The organism is Streptococcus oralis ATCC 49296 (assembly GCF_000185265.1).
Taxonomy (GTDB): domain Bacteria; phylum Bacillota; class Bacilli; order Lactobacillales; family Streptococcaceae; genus Streptococcus; species Streptococcus oralis_BC.
In genome coordinates this window covers 849,176-868,030 of record NZ_GL622183.1, presented here as the reverse complement: position 1 = coordinate 868,030, position 18,855 = coordinate 849,176, and the positions used below count along the sequence as shown (strand labels likewise).

At 43.3% G+C, this 18,855-nt stretch carries 6 protein-coding genes; 2 read left to right on the top strand and 4 right to left on the bottom strand.

All coding sequences use genetic code 11. From position 1 onward, the window contains the following. Positions 1-20 precede the first annotated feature (20 nt). Positions 21-350: a cell division regulator GpsB gene (gene gpsB / locus HMPREF8578_RS06485; protein ID WP_000146523.1), complete on the bottom strand. Its 330-nt coding sequence runs from the start codon at positions 348-350 to the stop codon at positions 21-23. Between the two features lie 69 nt (positions 351-419). Then, positions 420-947 carry an SLOG family protein gene (locus HMPREF8578_RS06480; protein ID WP_000199579.1) on the bottom strand — a complete coding sequence of 176 codons (528 nt, stop codon included), beginning with the start codon at positions 945-947 and terminating at the stop codon, positions 420-422. Positions 948-1,013: 66 nt separating this feature from the next. On the opposite strand from HMPREF8578_RS06480, the gene recU reads away from it, so the two are divergent. Continuing rightward, positions 1,014-1,610 (top strand): Holliday junction resolvase RecU, encoded by a 597-nt coding sequence (recU, locus tag HMPREF8578_RS06475; RefSeq protein WP_000248756.1) that lies wholly within the window; start codon positions 1,014-1,016, stop codon positions 1,608-1,610. Continuing rightward, complete coding sequence (pbp1a, locus tag HMPREF8578_RS06470; RefSeq protein ID WP_001041840.1) at positions 1,607-3,775, top strand: penicillin-binding protein PBP1A; 2,169 nt, start codon at positions 1,607-1,609, stop codon at positions 3,773-3,775. The genes recU and pbp1a overlap by 4 nt, the downstream gene beginning before the upstream one ends. A 167-nt stretch (positions 3,776-3,942) precedes the next feature. Here pbp1a and HMPREF8578_RS06465 read toward each other — a convergent pair whose 3' ends face one another. Together HMPREF8578_RS06465 and HMPREF8578_RS06460 are read right to left on the bottom strand one after the other, a co-directional pair. Next, positions 3,943-12,192, bottom strand: coding sequence for an SIALI-17 repeat-containing surface protein (locus HMPREF8578_RS06465; protein ID WP_000373811.1), 8,250 nt, complete (start codon positions 12,190-12,192; stop codon positions 3,943-3,945). Between the two features lie 141 nt (positions 12,193-12,333). Further along, positions 12,334-18,753 (bottom strand): SpGH101 family endo-alpha-N-acetylgalactosaminidase, encoded by a 6,420-nt coding sequence (locus tag HMPREF8578_RS06460; RefSeq protein ID WP_000361142.1) that lies wholly within the window; start codon positions 18,751-18,753, stop codon positions 12,334-12,336. Positions 18,754-18,855 lie beyond the last annotated feature (102 nt).

Sequence of the window (18,855 nt, the reverse complement as noted above, 5' to 3'; positions counted from 1 at the left end):
TGCACTCATTCCTTAGTCAATTATAAATCTTGGTTGTCTAAGATTTGCTTACCAAATACTTCTTTTTCGAGACGATTTAAGCGTTTCAAAATATCAAAGTTTGTCATTGAAGTAGAAGCTGTTACTTCAATAGAGTCTGGTTGAGTTGGAGCTACCTGTGGTTTATGAGATAATTCTTCTTTCAAATCAGCAATCTCTTGACGAAGGGATTTGACCAAAGCTGCGTAGGTTTCATAATCCTTAATCACATCGTCTAGGAATTCGTCTACCTCTGCTTTGCTGTATCCACGTACTTCACGTCCAAATTCTTGTTCAAAAATATCTTTCGCTGAAAATATAATACTTGCCATGTCTCTCTCCATTCTGGTTTACTAGTATTATTATATAAAAAAAGACAAGTAAAAATCAAGGTCAAAGGCTTACTTTTCAGAAAAATTTTCTACTATTTCATTCAAGTCCTCAAATGTTAATCTTCTTGTAACATAGTCCGCTTGATTTTTCATCATTTGGTAAAAATATCGTAACTTGGTTTCGTTTTCTTCGTCGTAAAAAAGGTAACAAGTATCTGTATTTTCCAGCAAAAATTTCTGATAATCGCGTAATTGTCCCTTGTGCTCATATTGTGGATAGGCGTATTTGACAAAATCAACCTGCTTGAACTCACTCAATTTCGCTTGATTTGCTTCATTCCAATTACTGCCATGGGTTTCAAAATCAAAAATGGTCGCCAACTGAAATCCATAGTCTGCTTTCATGTCTTTCGCCACCTGAAGCGCCCAGTACTCAAAGCCCAAGGTCCCTGTAAAGACAAGCCAGTTCACCCCATCCTCTGCTAGACGTTCCAGGTCTCTCCGAATGGCTGTTTTGATAATATCAACGCGAATATCCTTGTCATTAAAGAGACCAAGGTCGAAGGCTGAATAGCCTAAAATCAAGGCTGATGTCATTTTTAACCCTTTCTTTGTAAATTTATGATATAATAGAGTGATGTTATTGTACCAATAAGGAGAATTATGGTCAACTATCCACATAAAATTTCATCTCAAAAGAGGCAAGCACCCCTGTCACAAACTAAAAATTTCGCAAATCGGGGAATGTCTTTTGAAAAGATGATCAATGCTACGAACGACTACTATTTGTCGCATGGGTTAGCTGTTATTCACAAGAAACCGACTCCCATACAAATCGTACGTGTCGACTATCCCCAACGAAGTCGAGCCAAGATCGTTGAAGCCTACTTTAGACAAGCTTCAACTACTGACTATTCAGGGGTTTATGATGGATACTACATCGACTTTGAAGCAAAGGAAACCAGGCAAAAACATGCGATACCGATGAAGAATTTTCATCTCCATCAGATCCAGCATATGGAACAAGTCCTTGCCCAGCAAGGAATCTGCTTTGTACTCCTTCACTTTTCTTCTCAGCAAGAAACCTACTTATTGCCGGCTATTGACCTCATCCGTTTCTATCATCAAGATAAGGGACAGAAGTCAATGCCACTTGGATATATTCGAGAAAATGGATATAGGATTGAGCCGGGTGCCTTTCCTCAAATTCCCTATCTCGACATTATCAAAGAACATTTACTAGGTGGTAAAACAAGATGAACAAACAAACTTTTCTGCGAATAGCTAAGTATGTCAGTATCAGTCTCTTAACTGTATTTATCGCAGCTGTAATGCTTGGTGGAGGTCTCTTCCTCTACTATGTTAGCAAGGCTCCAGAACTTTCTGAAAGTAAACTAGTTGCTACAACGTCAAGTAAGATCTATGATAGCAATGACGAGCTTATCGCTGATCTTGGATCGGAACGTCGGGTCAATGCCCAAGCAAACGAAATACCGACCGATTTGGTCAACGCTATTGTTTCGATTGAGGACCATCGCTTCTTTAATCACCGAGGAATCGATACTATCCGTATCCTAGGTGCTACTCTACGAAACCTTCGTGGTGGTGGAGGTCTGCAAGGAGCTTCAACCTTGACACAGCAGTTGATTAAATTAACTTACTTCTCTACGTCAACTTCTGATCAAACCCTTTCTCGTAAGGCTCAGGAAGCTTGGTTAGCCGTTCAGTTAGAACAAAAAGCGACTAAACAAGAGATCTTGACCTACTACATCAACAAGGTTTACATGTCAAACGGGAATTATGGAATGCAGACAGCTGCCCAAAGTTACTATGGCAAGGATCTCAAAGATCTAAGTATTCCTCAATTGGCTCTCCTTGCTGGTATGCCTCAGGCTCCAAACCAGTATGATCCGTACTCGCATCCAGAAGCCGCTCAAGAACGTCGTAATCTCGTCCTCTCTGAGATGAAGGGGCAAGGTTACATTTCAGCTGAGCAATATGAAAAAGCGATTAATACTCCGATTACAGATGGACTTCAAAGTCTAAAATCGGCTAATAGTTATCCTCCATACATGGACAACTATCTCAAAGAGGTAATCGATCAAGTCGAACAAGAAACAGGCTACAACCTCTTAACGACTGGTATGGACGTCTACACCAACGTTGATCCTAAAGTTCAACAACATCTCTGGGATATCTACAATACCGACGAGTATGTCAACTATCCTGATGATGAAATGCAAGTAGCTTCAACGATTGTGGATGTGACAAACGGGAAAGTTATTGCTCAGTTAGGTTCTCGTCACCAATCAAGCAATGTTTCCTTCGGAATCAACCAAGCTGTTGAAACCAACCGTGACTGGGGTTCTACCATGAAGCCGATCACAGACTATGCTCCTGCCTTGGAGTATGACATCTACGACTCAACTGCTTCGATTGTACATGATGTTCCATACAACTATCCTGGAACAGATACCCCTGTTTACAACTGGGATAGAAGTTATTTTGGAAATATCACCATCCAATATGCGCTCCAACAATCACGGAACGTTACTGCTGTAGAAACCTTGAACAAAGTTGGTTTGGATAGAGCCAAGACCTTCCTAAATGGAATCGGTATTGACTATCCAGATATGCACTATGCCAACGCGATTTCAAGTAACACGACTGAGTCAAACAAAAAGTACGGAGCAAGTAGTGAGAAAATGGCTGCTGCTTACGCTGCTTTTGCTAACGGTGGTATCTACCATAAACCAATGTATATCAATAAAATCGTCTTTAGCGATGGTAGCTCAAAAGAATACGCTGATCCTGGTACTCGTGCCATGAAAGAGACGACCGCCTATATGATGACAGAAATGATGAAGACTGTCTTAGCATACGGAACGGGTCGTGGTGCTTATCTCCCTTGGCTACCTCAAGCTGGTAAGACTGGTACATCAAACTATACAGACGATGAAATTGAAAACTACATCAAAAATACTGGTTATGTAGCTCCAGACGAAATGTTTGTTGGTTATACTCGCAAATATTCAATGGCTGTGTGGACAGGTTACTCAAACCGCCTTACTCCTATCGTTGGTGATGGCTTCTATGTTGCAGCTAAGGTCTACCGTTCAATGATGACTTATCTGTCTGAGGATAACAACCCTGGCGACTGGACTATGCCAGAAGGCCTCTATCGAAGTGGTGAGTTCGTCTTTAAAAACGGTGCTCGTTCTGCATGGACTGCTCCTGCTCCGCAACAGGCCCCAACACCAGAAAGTTCGAGCTCGACATCAGAAAGTTCAACTTCACAGTCAAGCTCAACTACTCCAAGCACGAATAATAGTGCAAACAATAATACCAATAACCAGCAACCAAATACAACGCCTGGTCAACAAAACCAGAACCAAAATCAGAATCCTCAACCAGCACAACCATAACATTTATCACCCAGAAAAATCTGGGTGATTTTTTCATAGCACTATTGCATCTATCTGCTTAACAAAAGCCTGAGAAGACATCTTCTCAGGCTTTTTCTGTACTATAAACCTCATTGGGAAAGATAGGAAACGGATTTCGTAATCTTGTTAAGAGGTTTTACTAAATACTAGTCTTTCTTTGTTTTTGCTACAAAGAGAGCAGATAGGGCTAGGCTAACACCTGCTAGGAAGAGGGCTGTGTCAGATTGACTCTCACCTGTTGCTGGCAAGCTCTGTTTTGCTGTTTCTTGTCTAGCAATTTCTTGTTTATGATCTGGAGTCTTACCTTGATCAGAAACTAGAGTGCTAAGTTTAAACTCAGGTTTTTCTACTGTTGGAGCTGCTTGGTCGCCTACTGTCGATAATGGACCTGTGTATTCTGGAAGCTCATGTACCAGTGCCATAACAGCATTGACACCGCCATTGAACTCAGGTTTCTCTACTGTTGGAGCAGTTTGGTCTCCTACTGTCGCTACTGGGCCTGTGTACTCTGGAAGTTCATGTACTAGGGCTTCAACTGCATTGACACCGCCCTTGAACTCAGGTTTCTCTACTGTCGGAGCAGCTTGGTCTCCTACTGTCGCTACTGGGCCTGTGTACTCTGGAAGTTCATGTACTAGGGCTTCAACTGCATTGACACCACCTGTGAATTCAGGAACCTCAAGAACGGGTGCTGGTTCTTCACCCTTGCTTGATTGGAGCGGTTCTTCTGTTAATTCTTGATGGAAGCTTGCCAATTCATAAAACTCAGCCTTGCCACCTTCCCAGACTAATTTGACGTCTAGAAGAGAGCCACCATTTCGGATAGCGAAGGTTTGGAGACTAGATGTAATGGCACCGAGGTCTGTCCAACTGTCTTGACCATCCTTGAGTGTTCTAGCAAGAATACGTGCCTTAGCTCCTTCAGGAAGACTGGAAACGAGACGAAGGTGGTTGGCATTGGTTGGCTCAGATAAGTGATACACCAATTCGCCCTTGTCTTTTTCAGACTTGTAGCTGGTCAAAACTTTGCCGTCTACAAGATTATTATAAAGGTTGCCTTGGCTTTCTCCACTACTTCCTTCTACTGTTGGATCATTGATTGGTTTGACAAATTCACCATCGTTGATGACCAATTCTGTAAAGCCTACAAAACGGGCATCATAGTCTGCTGTATAGAGGACACGGAGATAATTAGCTTTAACTGGTGTCGTCAATTCACCCTCGATATAGCGATTTCCTGGCATCTTAGAATCATGTGTCCAACCATCTGTCAATGAATCATCGTGTGTGCTATTGGCCACACCATCTCCTACTGTCACGACATCAGTCCAAGTTTTACCGTCTTGGCTGACTTGGATCTTACCATCACGAAGATAGTTTTGAGTTCCGTCTTGGATGTAAGCTCTAATCTTCTTGATGGTGCGTTCGCTGCCAAGTTTCAAGGTCACATGACCATCTTTACGGGCATAGTCTGAAAATTCAACGAAGTTGTTGTAAACACCGTCAAACAGTTGATCTAGATTGTTCAGTTTACGAACATCATTGCTTCCGTATGTTGGATGAATGCCCATGGTTGTAGATTCTAGTTTGGTTGGTTGCACTTCTTTGGTTGTCACAAGGAGAGAAGTGGCTGTCACAGCTTGTTCCTGATCTGTTTTATTGACCAGACGAACATAACGAACCAAGTGGGTTGCGACAGTTCTGTCTGTCAATTGGCTAGCTGGCGTCCATTCTTGCGCATTTGCAGAGTACTCTAGAGTAAGAGCAGGGTTGGCCTGACCTTTGAGCTGGATGCTCTTGATCTGATGGATACGGTCAAGCTTCATTCCTAGATAGCTATGAGCAGGGAGTTTGGTTCCAGACGGAATTTGAAGCTCGTAACTGCCCAAGCTATCCACTACCGGTGTTTCCTTCAAGGAGTCGACGTTGGTGTCTGTTAACTCACTGTTTCCAGAACGTGTCTCAACAGAGAAGTCCTGGATACGCCACCAGAGGTCGAGAGCCTTGGTATTGCGGACTCGGATGTAACGAGCATTAATAGCTCTGGTCACTTCCTTGGTTTGTTCTCCTGATAGGCGATCTAACTCTTGCCATGCAGTCCCATCTGTAGAGTACTCAAGTACACCTGCGGCAAGTTTATCACCCGTTCCTTGGCGAAGGCGAACTTTAGTGACTGACTTGACTTCACCGAGGTCAAGTTGTGCCCAAGCATCTACTGGTGTCGTATTGCTACCGTCAGCGTTTGCCATCATGGCTTCTGTATTGTCCTTGCCATCAGTGATTTGACGGGCTGAGGTATTTAGTTTGTAAACTAAGTTTGAGCTTAGACTAACTGTCGTTGCTTGTTGGCTACGAGCTTTTTCAACTGGACGGTTGACTGCAATTTCCTGAACTGCAAACCAAGTGTTCTCGCGGTCTGCTGTCGCAATCATACGAACTGCCTTGGCCTTGATGTTGAGATTTTCAAACTTAAGTAGGGATTCATTTCCGACATAGCTTGGCTCTTTCAAGGTTACCCAGTTATCATTTTCATCTAGATACTGCACTTCTGCCTTACTAAAGGTGTCATTTGGATTAGCCTGGGTTCCCATAGCAAAGGTCAAGGTTTGGATTGATACCGGCTTGTTGAACTTCATACCAATATAATCACCTGTCTTGATGCTATTTGGTGATTTAATAATCGCATGAGTTGCCAAGTCGCCATCCGTTACTTCTGCCAAACCACCTTCTACACCTGTTCGATTGGTGATAAAGGTGCTGATGATTTGGTCTGGGTGCAAGACTTTTTGAACTTCAGACGCTAGAACTTCTTTCAAGGATAGGATAAATGGACGAATATGTTGAACACCCAATTCAGCTTTTTCCATATGGTCTACATAATGGAAGGTGTGAGTTTGAGACTGTTCGTACAATTTCAAACCTTTATAGTAGCTATTCCAAAGTTTGGCTGCATCGTTTGTAGCCATGGCTTCAGTTCCTGTAAGGAAGGCATCAAGAGCATTCATTTGGTCGATTGCATTATCCAACCAATAGTGGATTTGGGCAACCATTTTTTTATCGCCTGATGCTTTATAGAGTTCAGCTGCTTCTTTAATCTTGGCAAATTCTGCACGCAAGGCTGCACGTTCAGCAGTCACATCCTGACCTGCTTTGAGCTTGGTCATAAAGTCTGTTAATTTTGGAGCCAAGTCTACAGATTCTTCTAGTTTGACGACACGATTATCCATGTTTTGGTTGATCATGTGCTTACCAAGTTCACGGAAGGCTGCTGATACCTTGCTATCTTCAAAATGACCATTTTCTACAAAGTTGAAGGCAATATCATTGATTTTCTTAGCTTCTTCTTCTGATTTCCACTGTTTCCATGAGTATTGAGCTCCTGAAAAGAGGGCAATCTTAGATGGTTCAGACTGTTGCATTGGGTTCAACATGATACCAGATAGCAAGCTAGGATCCACATTCGGATGAAGGAATTTCTCACCACCACCTAGAATCAAGTGCTGTTTAGAGTTATCTGTTACAGGCCAGTTAATCCAAAGTGAAACTGGGCGATAGGTCTTGCCACCTGCGGATAGATTGTTCTTGAGAGTTGAAAGGAAGCTTTCAGAGACTTCACCCCAAATCTTACCACCCGTCAAGGTCATGGATGTTGAACTTGGGAGATTTTCATTGAGGGATTTCAACTCATCCTCACGTCCATTACCCCAATACTGGCCAGGAACAAAGATCATTTCTTTACGAAGACCGCTGTAAGTTCCCTGCATTTCAGTCAACCACTTGGTCATATCTTGCATCAAGCGGTTGTAGCTATTGTAGCCTCCGACTGGGCTTGGAGCATCATCTGCAAGGATACCAAATTCGCGGACACCCACTTTCATCAACTGGGTAAATTTGGCCTTGATGGTTGCCAAATCTTCTTGGTAATGCGCTTCATTGCCAAAGCGGATGCGGTTGTTCATGAATGGATGGATAGTCCAGACATAGCGAGTTTTACTTTGATTTCCGACACGAGCAAGTTCACGGATTTCAGCTAGTTTTTCTTCTGGATAGAGTTCACGCCATTTCTTGTTGTGGTATGGATCATCTTTTGGTGCAAAGAAGTATTGGTTCAATTTCAAATCGCCACCATAACGCATGAGCTCTGCACGATCGGCATTAGACCATGGATTTCCATAGTAACCTTCGATGAAACCACGGTTCTTGAGCTCTGCGTAATCTTCTACTGTCACATTGCGAAGGACTGGCACTTGGCTTTCCTTGAGCATGTGTTTCAAGGTTGTTAAACCATAGAAGACCGCATCAGTGTCTTTTCCGACGATGGAAATCGAATTATCCTTAATGCTCAAGACATAGGCGTCAATCTTGTCAAAGAGACCTGCTGAAACATTGGACAAGTTTTGCTCTGCTTGTGAGCCTTGTCCATGCACCCCAAGATAGATATTGGTTGCGCCAGCGATTGCTGCCTTACCAGTTGTATAAGATACTTGATTGTCCTGCAAGACACTCTTCAAGCGATTGCGAGTATAGATATCGAGTTGATCGCCCATGACCAGATTGACTTGCTTGCGAAGGGCTGTGACTCCTTCTCCATAAGTCACTTTTTGTGGCGTTGGGAAGACCTTGTACTCTTTCTTGAGATAGTCTGCGCTCTTGCTGGCAGCTGCAATGCTGTCTTCGCTAGCTGGTTTACTTGCAGTAAATTGATCTGCCAATTCAACTGTTCCATCACCTGTTTGCTCTACTTTTGGTTTTTCTGGTGTAGTTGGTTTTTCTGGTTGACTTGGTGCAGGCGTTTCTTGCTCTTCTTTAACAGGTTTCAATAGATGAACTTCAGCTGCACTTGCAAAACCACCAACGCCTTCCAATACTTTCAACTCAATCTTGTTGGTATGCACCGCCGTAAAGTTGACTGTTTTTTCTTGGGCGTTGTTGTCCCAGCTTCCTTCTGAAACCTTGACCATTTGGCCATCTTTTTGTGCGTAGATTTCGTAGCGCGTCACGACACCATTTCCACCACCTGGACGTGGGAGATACGTCAAGCCATTGACTTTTTCTGCTTCTTTCAAGGTCATAGTAAGGGTGTATGGCCCAGTGTCACCAGTCCACTTAGTATGCCAGAAGGTATTTGGATCATTGTCAAAGGCCTTTTCAACAGCGCCTTCAGTCGCGTTTCCTGGAAGTTGCTGACTGCTTGCGGTTGCCGTAATCTTATCATTTGAAATCAAGCGAGGATTTACAAATGGTTTGTCTGACAACTCTGCACTATGCAAGATTCCTTTGAAACCACCGATGCTTTCAAGCGGTAGTACCAAGCTATTGTGGGCAAAGCGAGGGTGGGCTGGATTTGCGATACGCTCAATCTTTTCACCATCCACATAGACTTCTGTAGATTGTGGTTTGGTCACGATAGAGATTTGATAACGTTTGTTCTTTTCAAGTTTTTTATTGAATTGGATATGGAACTGTTCAAATTGATAAGCAAGATAGCCGTCTTTATCAGCTAGATAGATACGGTTGTCCCCACTTGTTGAGAAAGTTTGTTCCCCGTCTCCAGTGACAGTTACATCAAACTTCAAGACGTGACTTGGACCAACATCACCAGCCAAGCCTTCGATACTGCTGTCTTTCTCAAAAGCCAATCCCTGCTCGCTTGTCTTCACTTTCTTGCTTGCATAGTTCTTGACTGTTTCAGGATTGATGGTAAACAAGTCGCTTTGATCAATCTCTTTATCAGGATTTGACTGTGGCGCATAAGGGCTCGTTGGTAGGGTACGTTCTGCAAAGGTTGCAGCTGCACGATCGGATCCCCAAGTACGCTCCGCAGTGGTTTGCATGCTCTTGAAGAAGCGTTTAAAGATATCATAAGAGGTCAAACCTGTCTCATGAAGGTCAATATTGTCATTCCAAACTGCGTGACCACCACCAAGGATACTTGGATGAGAAGCTGGTAGAAGTGGACCTCCACCTGTTCTAAAATCATTCGGTGTCCAGCTATTGTACTGACGTTCGTAGTTAGCATAGTCCCCGTAAGCTGCTTGACTATTGCTTCCACTTGGCACACTATAGGTCGGTACATCTGTGATGTTGATAATCTTAGCTCCCTGAGCAATGGCTTCATTTGGTCGTTGCCATCCGATACTCCAGATATCAACCTCTACTCCGTTCCAATCAACAGGAGTGTTCCCACGTTTCGCACTGAGTGAGCCCCAGATACGAGGGGTGTAACCTTTAGACTTGATATATTGGGTCAAATCATTGACATAGCGACGATAGCTTTCTCTGCTACCATAGTATTCATCCGTTCCGATATGAACAGTAGATACGCCATGAAGCGGTGCATCTGGACCATCGAGGAGTTTGTCATAAACGGATTTGACAAATTTAAGAGTTTCTTCGTACTTGTTATCCAAGTCTAGCATGGCTACGCGCTCAACATTGTGCTTGCCTGCATAATCGCTCAAACTACCTTGATACATGAGGTCTGGGCGGACTTTGACAAAGGACAAGGCGTGACCTGGTGTGTCAATTTCTGGCACTAGATTGATATGCAAGGCCTTGGCAAGTTTAATCAGATTTTGCATTTCTTCCTTGGTATAATGCTCATCTGATGTCAATTTTTGACCATTCTTACCGACAATGTCTGTCTCCACACGGAAACCAGTCTTGGCATGTTCAAGAACATACTTGAGTTGTTCTTCTGGTGTTAAGCTCTTACCTGCCAAGTGTTCCTTGAGGAAGATATAGTTATCATTAAGGTGCAACTGCAAGTCGTTCATCTTGTAGTAAGCCATGTTGAGCATGATGTCTACAAGAGTGTCATAAGGGATAAATTTACGACCTGTATCCAGCATAAAGCCACGGTGGCTGAAACTTGGGAAATCACGAATTTCGCCATTTTGTAGGTCTGTTTCTCCCATTTGAAGAAGTGTCCGAGTGGCGTAGAAGGCACCTGTGTTTGTAGCAGCTTCGATGGTAATCACATCATTTTGGATAGTGATGCCGTAACCTTCCTTACCATAACCCTTGTTTTCAACCTTTTTAAATTCGATTCGTTTTTGAGCCTGCTTGTCACCTGTTGCTAGTTCCAATCCACGGCTTGCAAGGTCTGACTGGTAGAAGGTTGCAGCCTGATCAAAGCCTGAATCTCCTGTCGCAAGAACTGTATCTGAAGTGATAGAAGATTGGCCTTCTTTCCCATACCATTGTTGAACAGCTGGTGCTACTTTTGGTTTGACACCCACACCTTCGTCCTGATGTAGGCCCTTGATGACTACTTCAAATTCCTTAGTGAAAGTATGACTGTCTCTGATTTGTTGCACCATGACCTTGACGCGTTGGTCTGTCAAAGGCTTATAGATGTGATTTTGAAGATCAATCACACCTTGCTTGTTGCTTCCGATGAGGCTGACTTTTCCTGGTAAAGTTGGTAAGACAAGAGACTGTCCATCTTCTGCTACTGTTAGTTCGGTTACTTGGCGGATATCCGTTACCTTACTATGGTCCGGAACGTTTGAATAAGCTCGAATTTCTTGGATTCCAACGTTTCTCCAACCCATTGTGCCCGCTTGATAGTCGTTGATCTCTAACTTGAGATATTTAGCTTGAATACTATTGGCTAAGTCAACTTTCTCGTCTAAAACAGGATCTCCAGTCTTGGTATGAGCGAGTTTCCATTGTTTTTCTCCGTTAGCGCCCACGTCTTCTTGACCTGCGTAGTAAAGGCTCCAAGATTTGATATTGGGGTCATTTTGCCCATTACGAAGACGACGATCCCAGTCAATTTCTACATGCTTGATGAGGGTAGTTTTTGGAAGAGTTAATTCAAAGGTTGGTTTTACTGCATCTCTATCTGTAGCCCAACGGGTATTGTCATCTCCATCGATAGCCTTATCTGCAGTAAAGTTGGTCCCAGTCTCATGGTTGCTTGCCTGAGCAGTAGCACCCTCGAGATGGTTGACATCTTCTCTATCTTCGATTGTCTTTTCAGCTGGTTTTACTGCTGGTGTAGGGGTTTCCGCAGGTTGTTTATCTGCCTTTGGTGTTTCAACCGGTTTTGGCGTTTCTGCTGGTTTGGGACTTGCAGGACTTGTCTCTGGTTTTGTCTCTTCACTTGCTGCAGGATTGGTTCCCTCATCTGTCGCTGGAGTTTCTTCATGACTTGCTTCTGTTGCAGCTTCTGCATCCGCCTTTTCAAGCGCAGCGGCTAAATCATCTGGTAACTTATCCAGGGCTTGAACATGAGTGATACTTCCCTCTGTCTCTGAAGGTGTTGCTGTTTCTGCCGCCTGAACCATATTGGCGCCAAAGATACTAGCACCAATCATAACGGAGGCTGCACCGATTGCAAATTTTCTTATACTATAGTGACAGCGTTTCTCAAAAAAATGTCTATCCATCTTTCTCCTATTCCTTTCATCCGCATACATGAGTAAGCGGTATCATTTCTCCTTTGAAAAAAGGAGAGAACCTAGAGGTCCTCTCCGGCTGTTTGATCCTATTTGATTCGAGATCTTTTGGACTTCTAAAACCAAATCTGTTTAGTCTTCTTTTCGTTTTGTCGTAAGAACAGCAGCAGATAAAGCGATACTCACACTTGCTAAGAAGAGGGCTACTTCTGAGCTGTGCTCCCCTGTAGCAGGTAGTTTTTCTTCATCTTTAGCTCCCGGAGTTTTGGTATCAGCTACTGGACTTGGAGTGAGCGGGTACTCAGGTTTTTCAACAGTTGGAGCTGCTTGATCTCCAGCTGTAGCCAATACACCTGTGTAGGCTGGCTTTTCATTCACCAAGGCCTCAACTGCATTGACTCCACCTCTATACTCTGGAACTTCATTTGCAGCTGCTAGAACTGCATTGACTCCACCCTTGAACTCAGCTAGGTCATGAACAGCTGCTTCTGCCGCATTGACTCCGCCCTTGAACTCAGGGACTTCATGTACAGCTGCTTCAACCGCATTAACGCCGCCCTTGAACTCAGGAACCTCATGTACAGCTGCTTCTGTTGCATTGACGCCGCCTTTGAACTCAGGAACATCAAGAACTGGTGGTTGTTCTTCACCCTTGCTACTTGTTGGAGCATCTGGTTTCGTAGCAGAATCTTTTAATTGGTTGAGATAGTCTGCGAAGTAGGCAACCATTCTTTCCGTCAAGAGGTGGTTATCCGTCGCATATTTCATGCTTGCCTGAACGCTAGCTACTTCCTCTTGATTGTCTTTGTCTGTTAATTTCTGCGCCTTAGCCAAAGCTGCTTCATATTCAGACATGTCAAGCGGTGTTTCTGCTACTTGTGGACGGGTAAAGATGAGTTCCGCTGCAGATTGGTATTTATCGCCACCATCTCCGTAAGTCTTGGTACCTGTAAGGACAATTTTCTTAGCCTTGATTGTCTTGCCAAAGTCAATGTCTTTTGGTTTGTTATTATTTGGCCAATCTGTCACTGTGAAGGTATGTTCTTTACCAGACTCATCTGTGACAACCAGTTTCACATCTCGCAAGTTTCCATTTGAATCAGAGGCACGTGGAACATAACGAAGTCCTGTGATTTCAGTTGGTTCTTTCAAGACCATGGTTGCAGGCTTGCCTACATCTCCACCATTCCAAGATGTATGCCATAGACTAGACACATTTCCATCAAAGGCATTCTCTAGACCTTCACCTGGTTGAGCTGGCGCATCCAAACTTTCAAAGTCTTCTGCTACCAAGGCTGTTTTCTTCTGAACCAAAGCATTCTTCAAGGCTTCAATCTTGGCAATCTCTGCACGCGCTTCTTCCACGCTAATGTCATCATCTGCCTGACTGAGGTTAAAGACCGCCTCTTTCAAAGCATCCATAGACTCTTTCGTGTAGTTAGTCATGGCAACCGTTGGCAAGTAGTTCTTGAGAGCATTTTCTGTCAACATCTTACCTGTTAGGGTAATTTCTTCGATGTGAAGATTATCCATCATGAAGTCGTTATAACCACGGAAGTTGGCATTTCCACCAGAATCACCACGAGTATTGCTTGCATTTCCAGTTGAGTAGATACCTACCCAAGTATCGCCTGTTTCTGCACCTGTCACGAGGAAGGTTGCCTTCTTGGCTTTCTTAGAATCCGTCCAAGTATTTGGCAATTCATGCATTTCCAAGTTGCTTGCTTGAGTACCACGACGACCTGACTGGAATTCTCCCTTACCGACTACAAAGGCATAGGTATTGTCTGATCCAGCTTCGTATTCAAAGGTTACACGGTAGGTCTTACCTGCCTCAAAGCGGAAGTTTTGTGGGATAGTTTGGTAAACCAAGTTACGACGGCTCACTAGCCCATTTGTCTTCAATGACCAATTTCCTTCGATAACATCATCGACTTTCTTACCGTTCCAACCACGCTGTGTATATGGATCGTGTTTTTCAGACAAGTGAGTGCGGTTATCTTCAACACCTTCGACACCACCTACTACAAATGGGAAGATTCCTTGAGCTACATTTTCAAAGTCTTGTTTGAAGGTTCCTTGACCTGTATCATGCTTGTCTCCGTACATGCTTGAATTATTTTCAAAGGTACGAATTTCATCAAAGTAAGTTGCTTCATCACCAGCTTCACGACTCAATGTCAGAGTGACATTTGATACGTCAGATCCAGTTGTAAAGAAGGCGTACATATTTTGGAAGTAACTTGTATCGTCAACTGTAGCATTTTCACGACGATTGTTATGAGCATAAGCTTTGATATAGTTGAGAGCGAGTGACTTATTGGTATAAGTAGTCACTTCTTTTTCGCCAGTATTCACTGTGATACTTGCCTTAGCATTACTACGGTTATCGACACCAACATAAACCGCATACTTTGTATTTGGTTTCAAGCCAGTCAGTTTCTGAGTAAGGCTGACCTTGCTCTTATTACCTTGGATACGAAGCATTTCATTTGCACCCTGTGATTTGACAATTTCTGCCTTGGAAGCATCACCAGAAATGGTCCAGTGTTTCAAGGTTCCACTGTTAAATCCTTGGTCATAGATGTGCATTCCTTCGCTCCATGACATTTCAGGATTGGTTTGTTTTGAACGGTAAAGAACGTATGGTTGATTTGCTAGAAGGTCTAGGGTAATCTTGCCATCTTTTACAGTTAGTTCTTGCTCTTCTGTTTTACCTTGGTCAGTTAGCTTGTAAAGGTAAACCTTGCTATTTGCCCAATCACTCGGAAGGGTCCAAGTTGTTGCACCGGCCTGCGTATTGAAGTAGTACATCTTTTCCTTTTCAGTAGGAAGTTTCTTACCATTTGCATCCCAGTTCCAAGGAGTCAAGTAAGCTGAACCATCTTGGATGACACGTCCATTGAGCGTTACTGTACGTTCGCGGTATTGCGGGCTATTGACATCGTTTGACTTACGAGTCACAACAACCTTGTTTCCTGCTGCATCGACTAGCTCAACCTTCATTTCTGGAGTCCATTTATAGGTGCTACCATTATCGGTCATGGTAACTGGTGTACCATTTTCCCATTTACTTACAGTGAAGTGTTGGAAGTACTTAGTCATGACATCATGGGCAAATAAGTTGGTTACATAGCCATTGTAGTCGCTTCTTCCTTGCCAGCCTTCAAAGTCTTTCATGCTGTAACCACCTAGAAGTGGGTAGTTGGCTGCACCACCGTAACTTCTGTAGTCCCCAACCCAAGAATCTTTTTGGTGGTTGCGGATAAAGCGAGTGATAGCACTGTTGATACCTTTATTAGTGTAGCCACCATAGGTCAAGTCAGCTGCCCAGTGTTGGAAGGTAGAGTCGTATTCACCACCATGGCCCCACTCGATCGCAAAGCGCCAGCCTTGTTTGTTAATTTCTTTAGCAAGAACGTGGGTAGCCCAGGCACCGTTATCACCTGATTGGCCATTGCCCCATACGTCCACATAGATAAAGTCGAGACCTTCACCAAGTTTTTTCTTCAAGTCTTCCCAGCGAGCCAAGCGTCCATGCGCCAAGTCATAAGCAGCATCGATGTTGATACCTTGGTCTAACCAGTTCCAACCATAGCTGTAGCTTCCATCTGGATTCTTACGAAGAATATTTTCATTAAAGTATTTAGACTCAGGATAGGTTTCAGAAGCGTTAACGTGGATACCTAGATGAGCTCCATATTTCTTCGCTTTTTCGATCAAGGTCTTGAAGTCTTCGACACCACCAATACGTTTACCAATATCAGCATAGTTCAAGTGACCAGAGTCGTGACCTTCACTACCATAACCTTTAAGGAGAACACCTTGCCCAAGACCATCTGTGTGGAGATTGATCTTCTTGATACCATCCAAGGTCATAAGGAATGGGTTTTGTGCTTGAGAACCAAAGTTCATCGCGATACGGTAAGCAGTGATATCCTTAACTTTTTCCCAACCTTGAGGGTTGTTCATGATGCTACGATAAGCAATGGCACCATCTTGCCAATCGACTTTGTTGTCAGCATTGGCGTCTTCGGTGATAACAACCTTGGCACTTGGAAGTTCCTTGGTGTATTCTGGGAAAACAATGCCCTTATAAGCTTTTTCCCATTGCCATTCAGAACTTTGGATTCCCACATAGTTTGTATTTCCAACAGTTTGTTTGAATGCTGTCAAACGAGTCCAGTCATTCGAACCACCACCGTAGCTGTTTTGAGAGTTACTCCAAACACCTGCAGCAAGCTTATCTGTAGAAACAAAACCATACATATAGCCCTTAGCCAAATCTTTCATTGGATTGGTTACAGCAATATGTTCATCTCCACTGATATGAGTGTTGTTTGACATGGTTGCCCCGTCAAACTTAGCTCCAGTTTGGTCGCTTGAAACTGACACAAGTGAGTTTCCTAAGAAATTGATAGAGGAGAGAAGTTTTCTTTCATCATCAATCTTCTGACCTGGAGTAACTTGATTGTGGTTGACAATCTTGGTCACATCAAAATGCAACTGATTATCCACAACTTGCAAGCGTACTGTCATATCTGCATTGATGAAATTCTTCTCGTCACGAAGTTTCATCAAGTACTCTGCAGTAGTATCATTGATCTTCTTATAAGTGACTTCAGGTGTAATTTCGCGATTGTTTACCAAGATTTTCTTAAGTTGTTGAACTTGTCCTGGCAAAGTATGCCCATTCAAGGTGTATTCTTTGACACGAGGAAAGGCTTGGTCAATCACTGCCTTGAGAACCTTGGACTGGATCGTATCATAAGTCACCTTGCTATCATCAACAGCCGGACCTGTTTCTTTCTGGGCAGGAGTATCATCCGCTTTTACACCTTCTTGATTGTCTGTTTTAACGCTGACAACCGTACGGTCATTGCTGTAAGTTCCTGCCTTGAGAAGGATCTTCTTCTCATTTTTAAGATTCTCATTGACCGCAGCTGGCAAAGTAACTGTATCAAAAAGTTTTACATCATTATTTGTTGCATTCAGCTGACCATCTGATTTTAAGCTAATAGTCAGATGATTCACTGATCCATTTACTGGAGCTGCAACACGACCGCCCTGATACCATGTGCTATTACCTGGTGTCTTGTATTCCCAGAACCAGCCACCTTGGTCATATCCAACAAAAACATTGTTCTTGGTATCTTTAAATTTCAAGAAGACACCAAAGCGTGATTTGCCCTTTTCAGAGTCATCTTTGAAGGTTAAATCAACCGTCGCATTTCCATTCGCGTCAACTGTCAATCCTTGTTTTTCAAACAAGGCTGGTTTATCCCCATTGTCGTTCTGCGCAGTCGACGACAACTGATTGTAGCGAACACCCTTTTCTTCACGAATAGTGATGGTTCCTTGTTGCTCTTTATTCGCTACTGTTTGCCATTCAGGAGTTACTGTCTTAGGTGTTTCAGGTTTGGCAGCTGCAGGTTTATCCTCTTTTGGTTTTTCTTCAGCCGGTTTTTCTTTCTCTTCCAAGTCGGCTGGTTTCACACTTGAAATTCCCTGTATGTGGTCTTGGATCCATTTTAGTTGAGCTGGTGAGAAGAGAATGCCGCCGCTCCGTTTTCCAACTACACCATTTTGGTGAACACCGACTAGTTTGCCTTCTGTATCAAAGATACCGCCACCACTAGCGCCCGGTTTTCCTCCTTGGTAACCAATCCCTTGGACACCTTCTCCGTATGGTTCCGCAAAATCAACTGCAGTATTGACAATCGGATTCAATTTCCCTTCTGGATAACCAAAGACATGGAGTTTATCTCCGATTTTCTTAACTACTGGCTTTTTGGTTACTTCAACAGGCGTATTTTCGAGAACTGTACGCAATCTCACAAGAGCCAAATCATTTTTGAAGCCCTTCAGGTAGCCTTCACGATCCCAATGAATAATATCTTTCTTGCTAAACTTGACATCTGGCAATCCTGGATATGAGATGCTATAGATATCTCCATCCCCTTGGTCATTATCCACAACCTTACGGATATTGCCGTCTTGGCTATCCTTGATAAAGTTATGAGAAACCGTCAAGACAAGGTCTTTAGCAATGACAATACCGCTACCTTCTCCTGATGGCGTCTTAATCTTAACAGTCGCGCCGTAGTTTAATTCCCCATTGGTAGTCTTAGCCACATCTTCTGGGACGAGCTTCCCAGTATCTTGGGCCAACTGATCCTTGTCAACTTCGCGCCCATTGTCTTCGGCTTTCTCCAACTTATCTTCTAATTCTTTTGGCAGATTGCTTGGCTTTTCAGACTTTTCTTTTTCTTGAGCCAACAACTCTTCTTCTGTTTGTGGGCCTTCAGTAGTCTCAGCTGAACCAGGATTCTGAGCGGCAGCTTCCTTGTCAAAATCGTGCCCCTCATCACTAGCCTTCTTATCCAAATCAGCTAGTTCACTCGGCAAATTATCTGTTGAACCAACTCTTGCTTGATCAGCTAATACTGGGCTAGCTGCGAAGAAAGTCGCTCCAATCATCACCGAAGCTACTCCAAGCGTAAACTTACGAATACTGAACTTACAGCGTTTTTCAAAAAATCGTTTATCCATGAACTCCTAAATCCTTTCATTTTGCAGTAAGCGTTTACATTTCTTTTTTAAAAAATACTCCTTTCTCTGAAAGTGCTCTGCTTAACTGTTATAAATAAAAAT

Excerpts from the sequence above, each read along its gene's own strand:
- gpsB (WP_000146523.1), bottom strand. The coding sequence starts at position 350 with ATGGCAAGTATTATATTTTCAGCGAAAGATATTTTTGAACAAGAATTT.
- HMPREF8578_RS06480 (WP_000199579.1), bottom strand. The coding sequence starts at position 947 with ATGACATCAGCCTTGATTTTAGGCTATTCAGCCTTCGACCTTGGTCTC.
- recU (WP_000248756.1), top strand. The coding sequence starts at position 1,014 with ATGGTCAACTATCCACATAAAATTTCATCTCAAAAGAGGCAAGCACCC.
- pbp1a (WP_001041840.1), top strand. The coding sequence starts at position 1,607 with ATGAACAAACAAACTTTTCTGCGAATAGCTAAGTATGTCAGTATCAGT.
- HMPREF8578_RS06465 (WP_000373811.1), bottom strand. The coding sequence starts at position 12,192 with ATGGATAGACATTTTTTTGAGAAACGCTGTCACTATAGTATAAGAAAA.
- HMPREF8578_RS06460 (WP_000361142.1), bottom strand. The coding sequence starts at position 18,753 with ATGGATAAACGATTTTTTGAAAAACGCTGTAAGTTCAGTATTCGTAAG.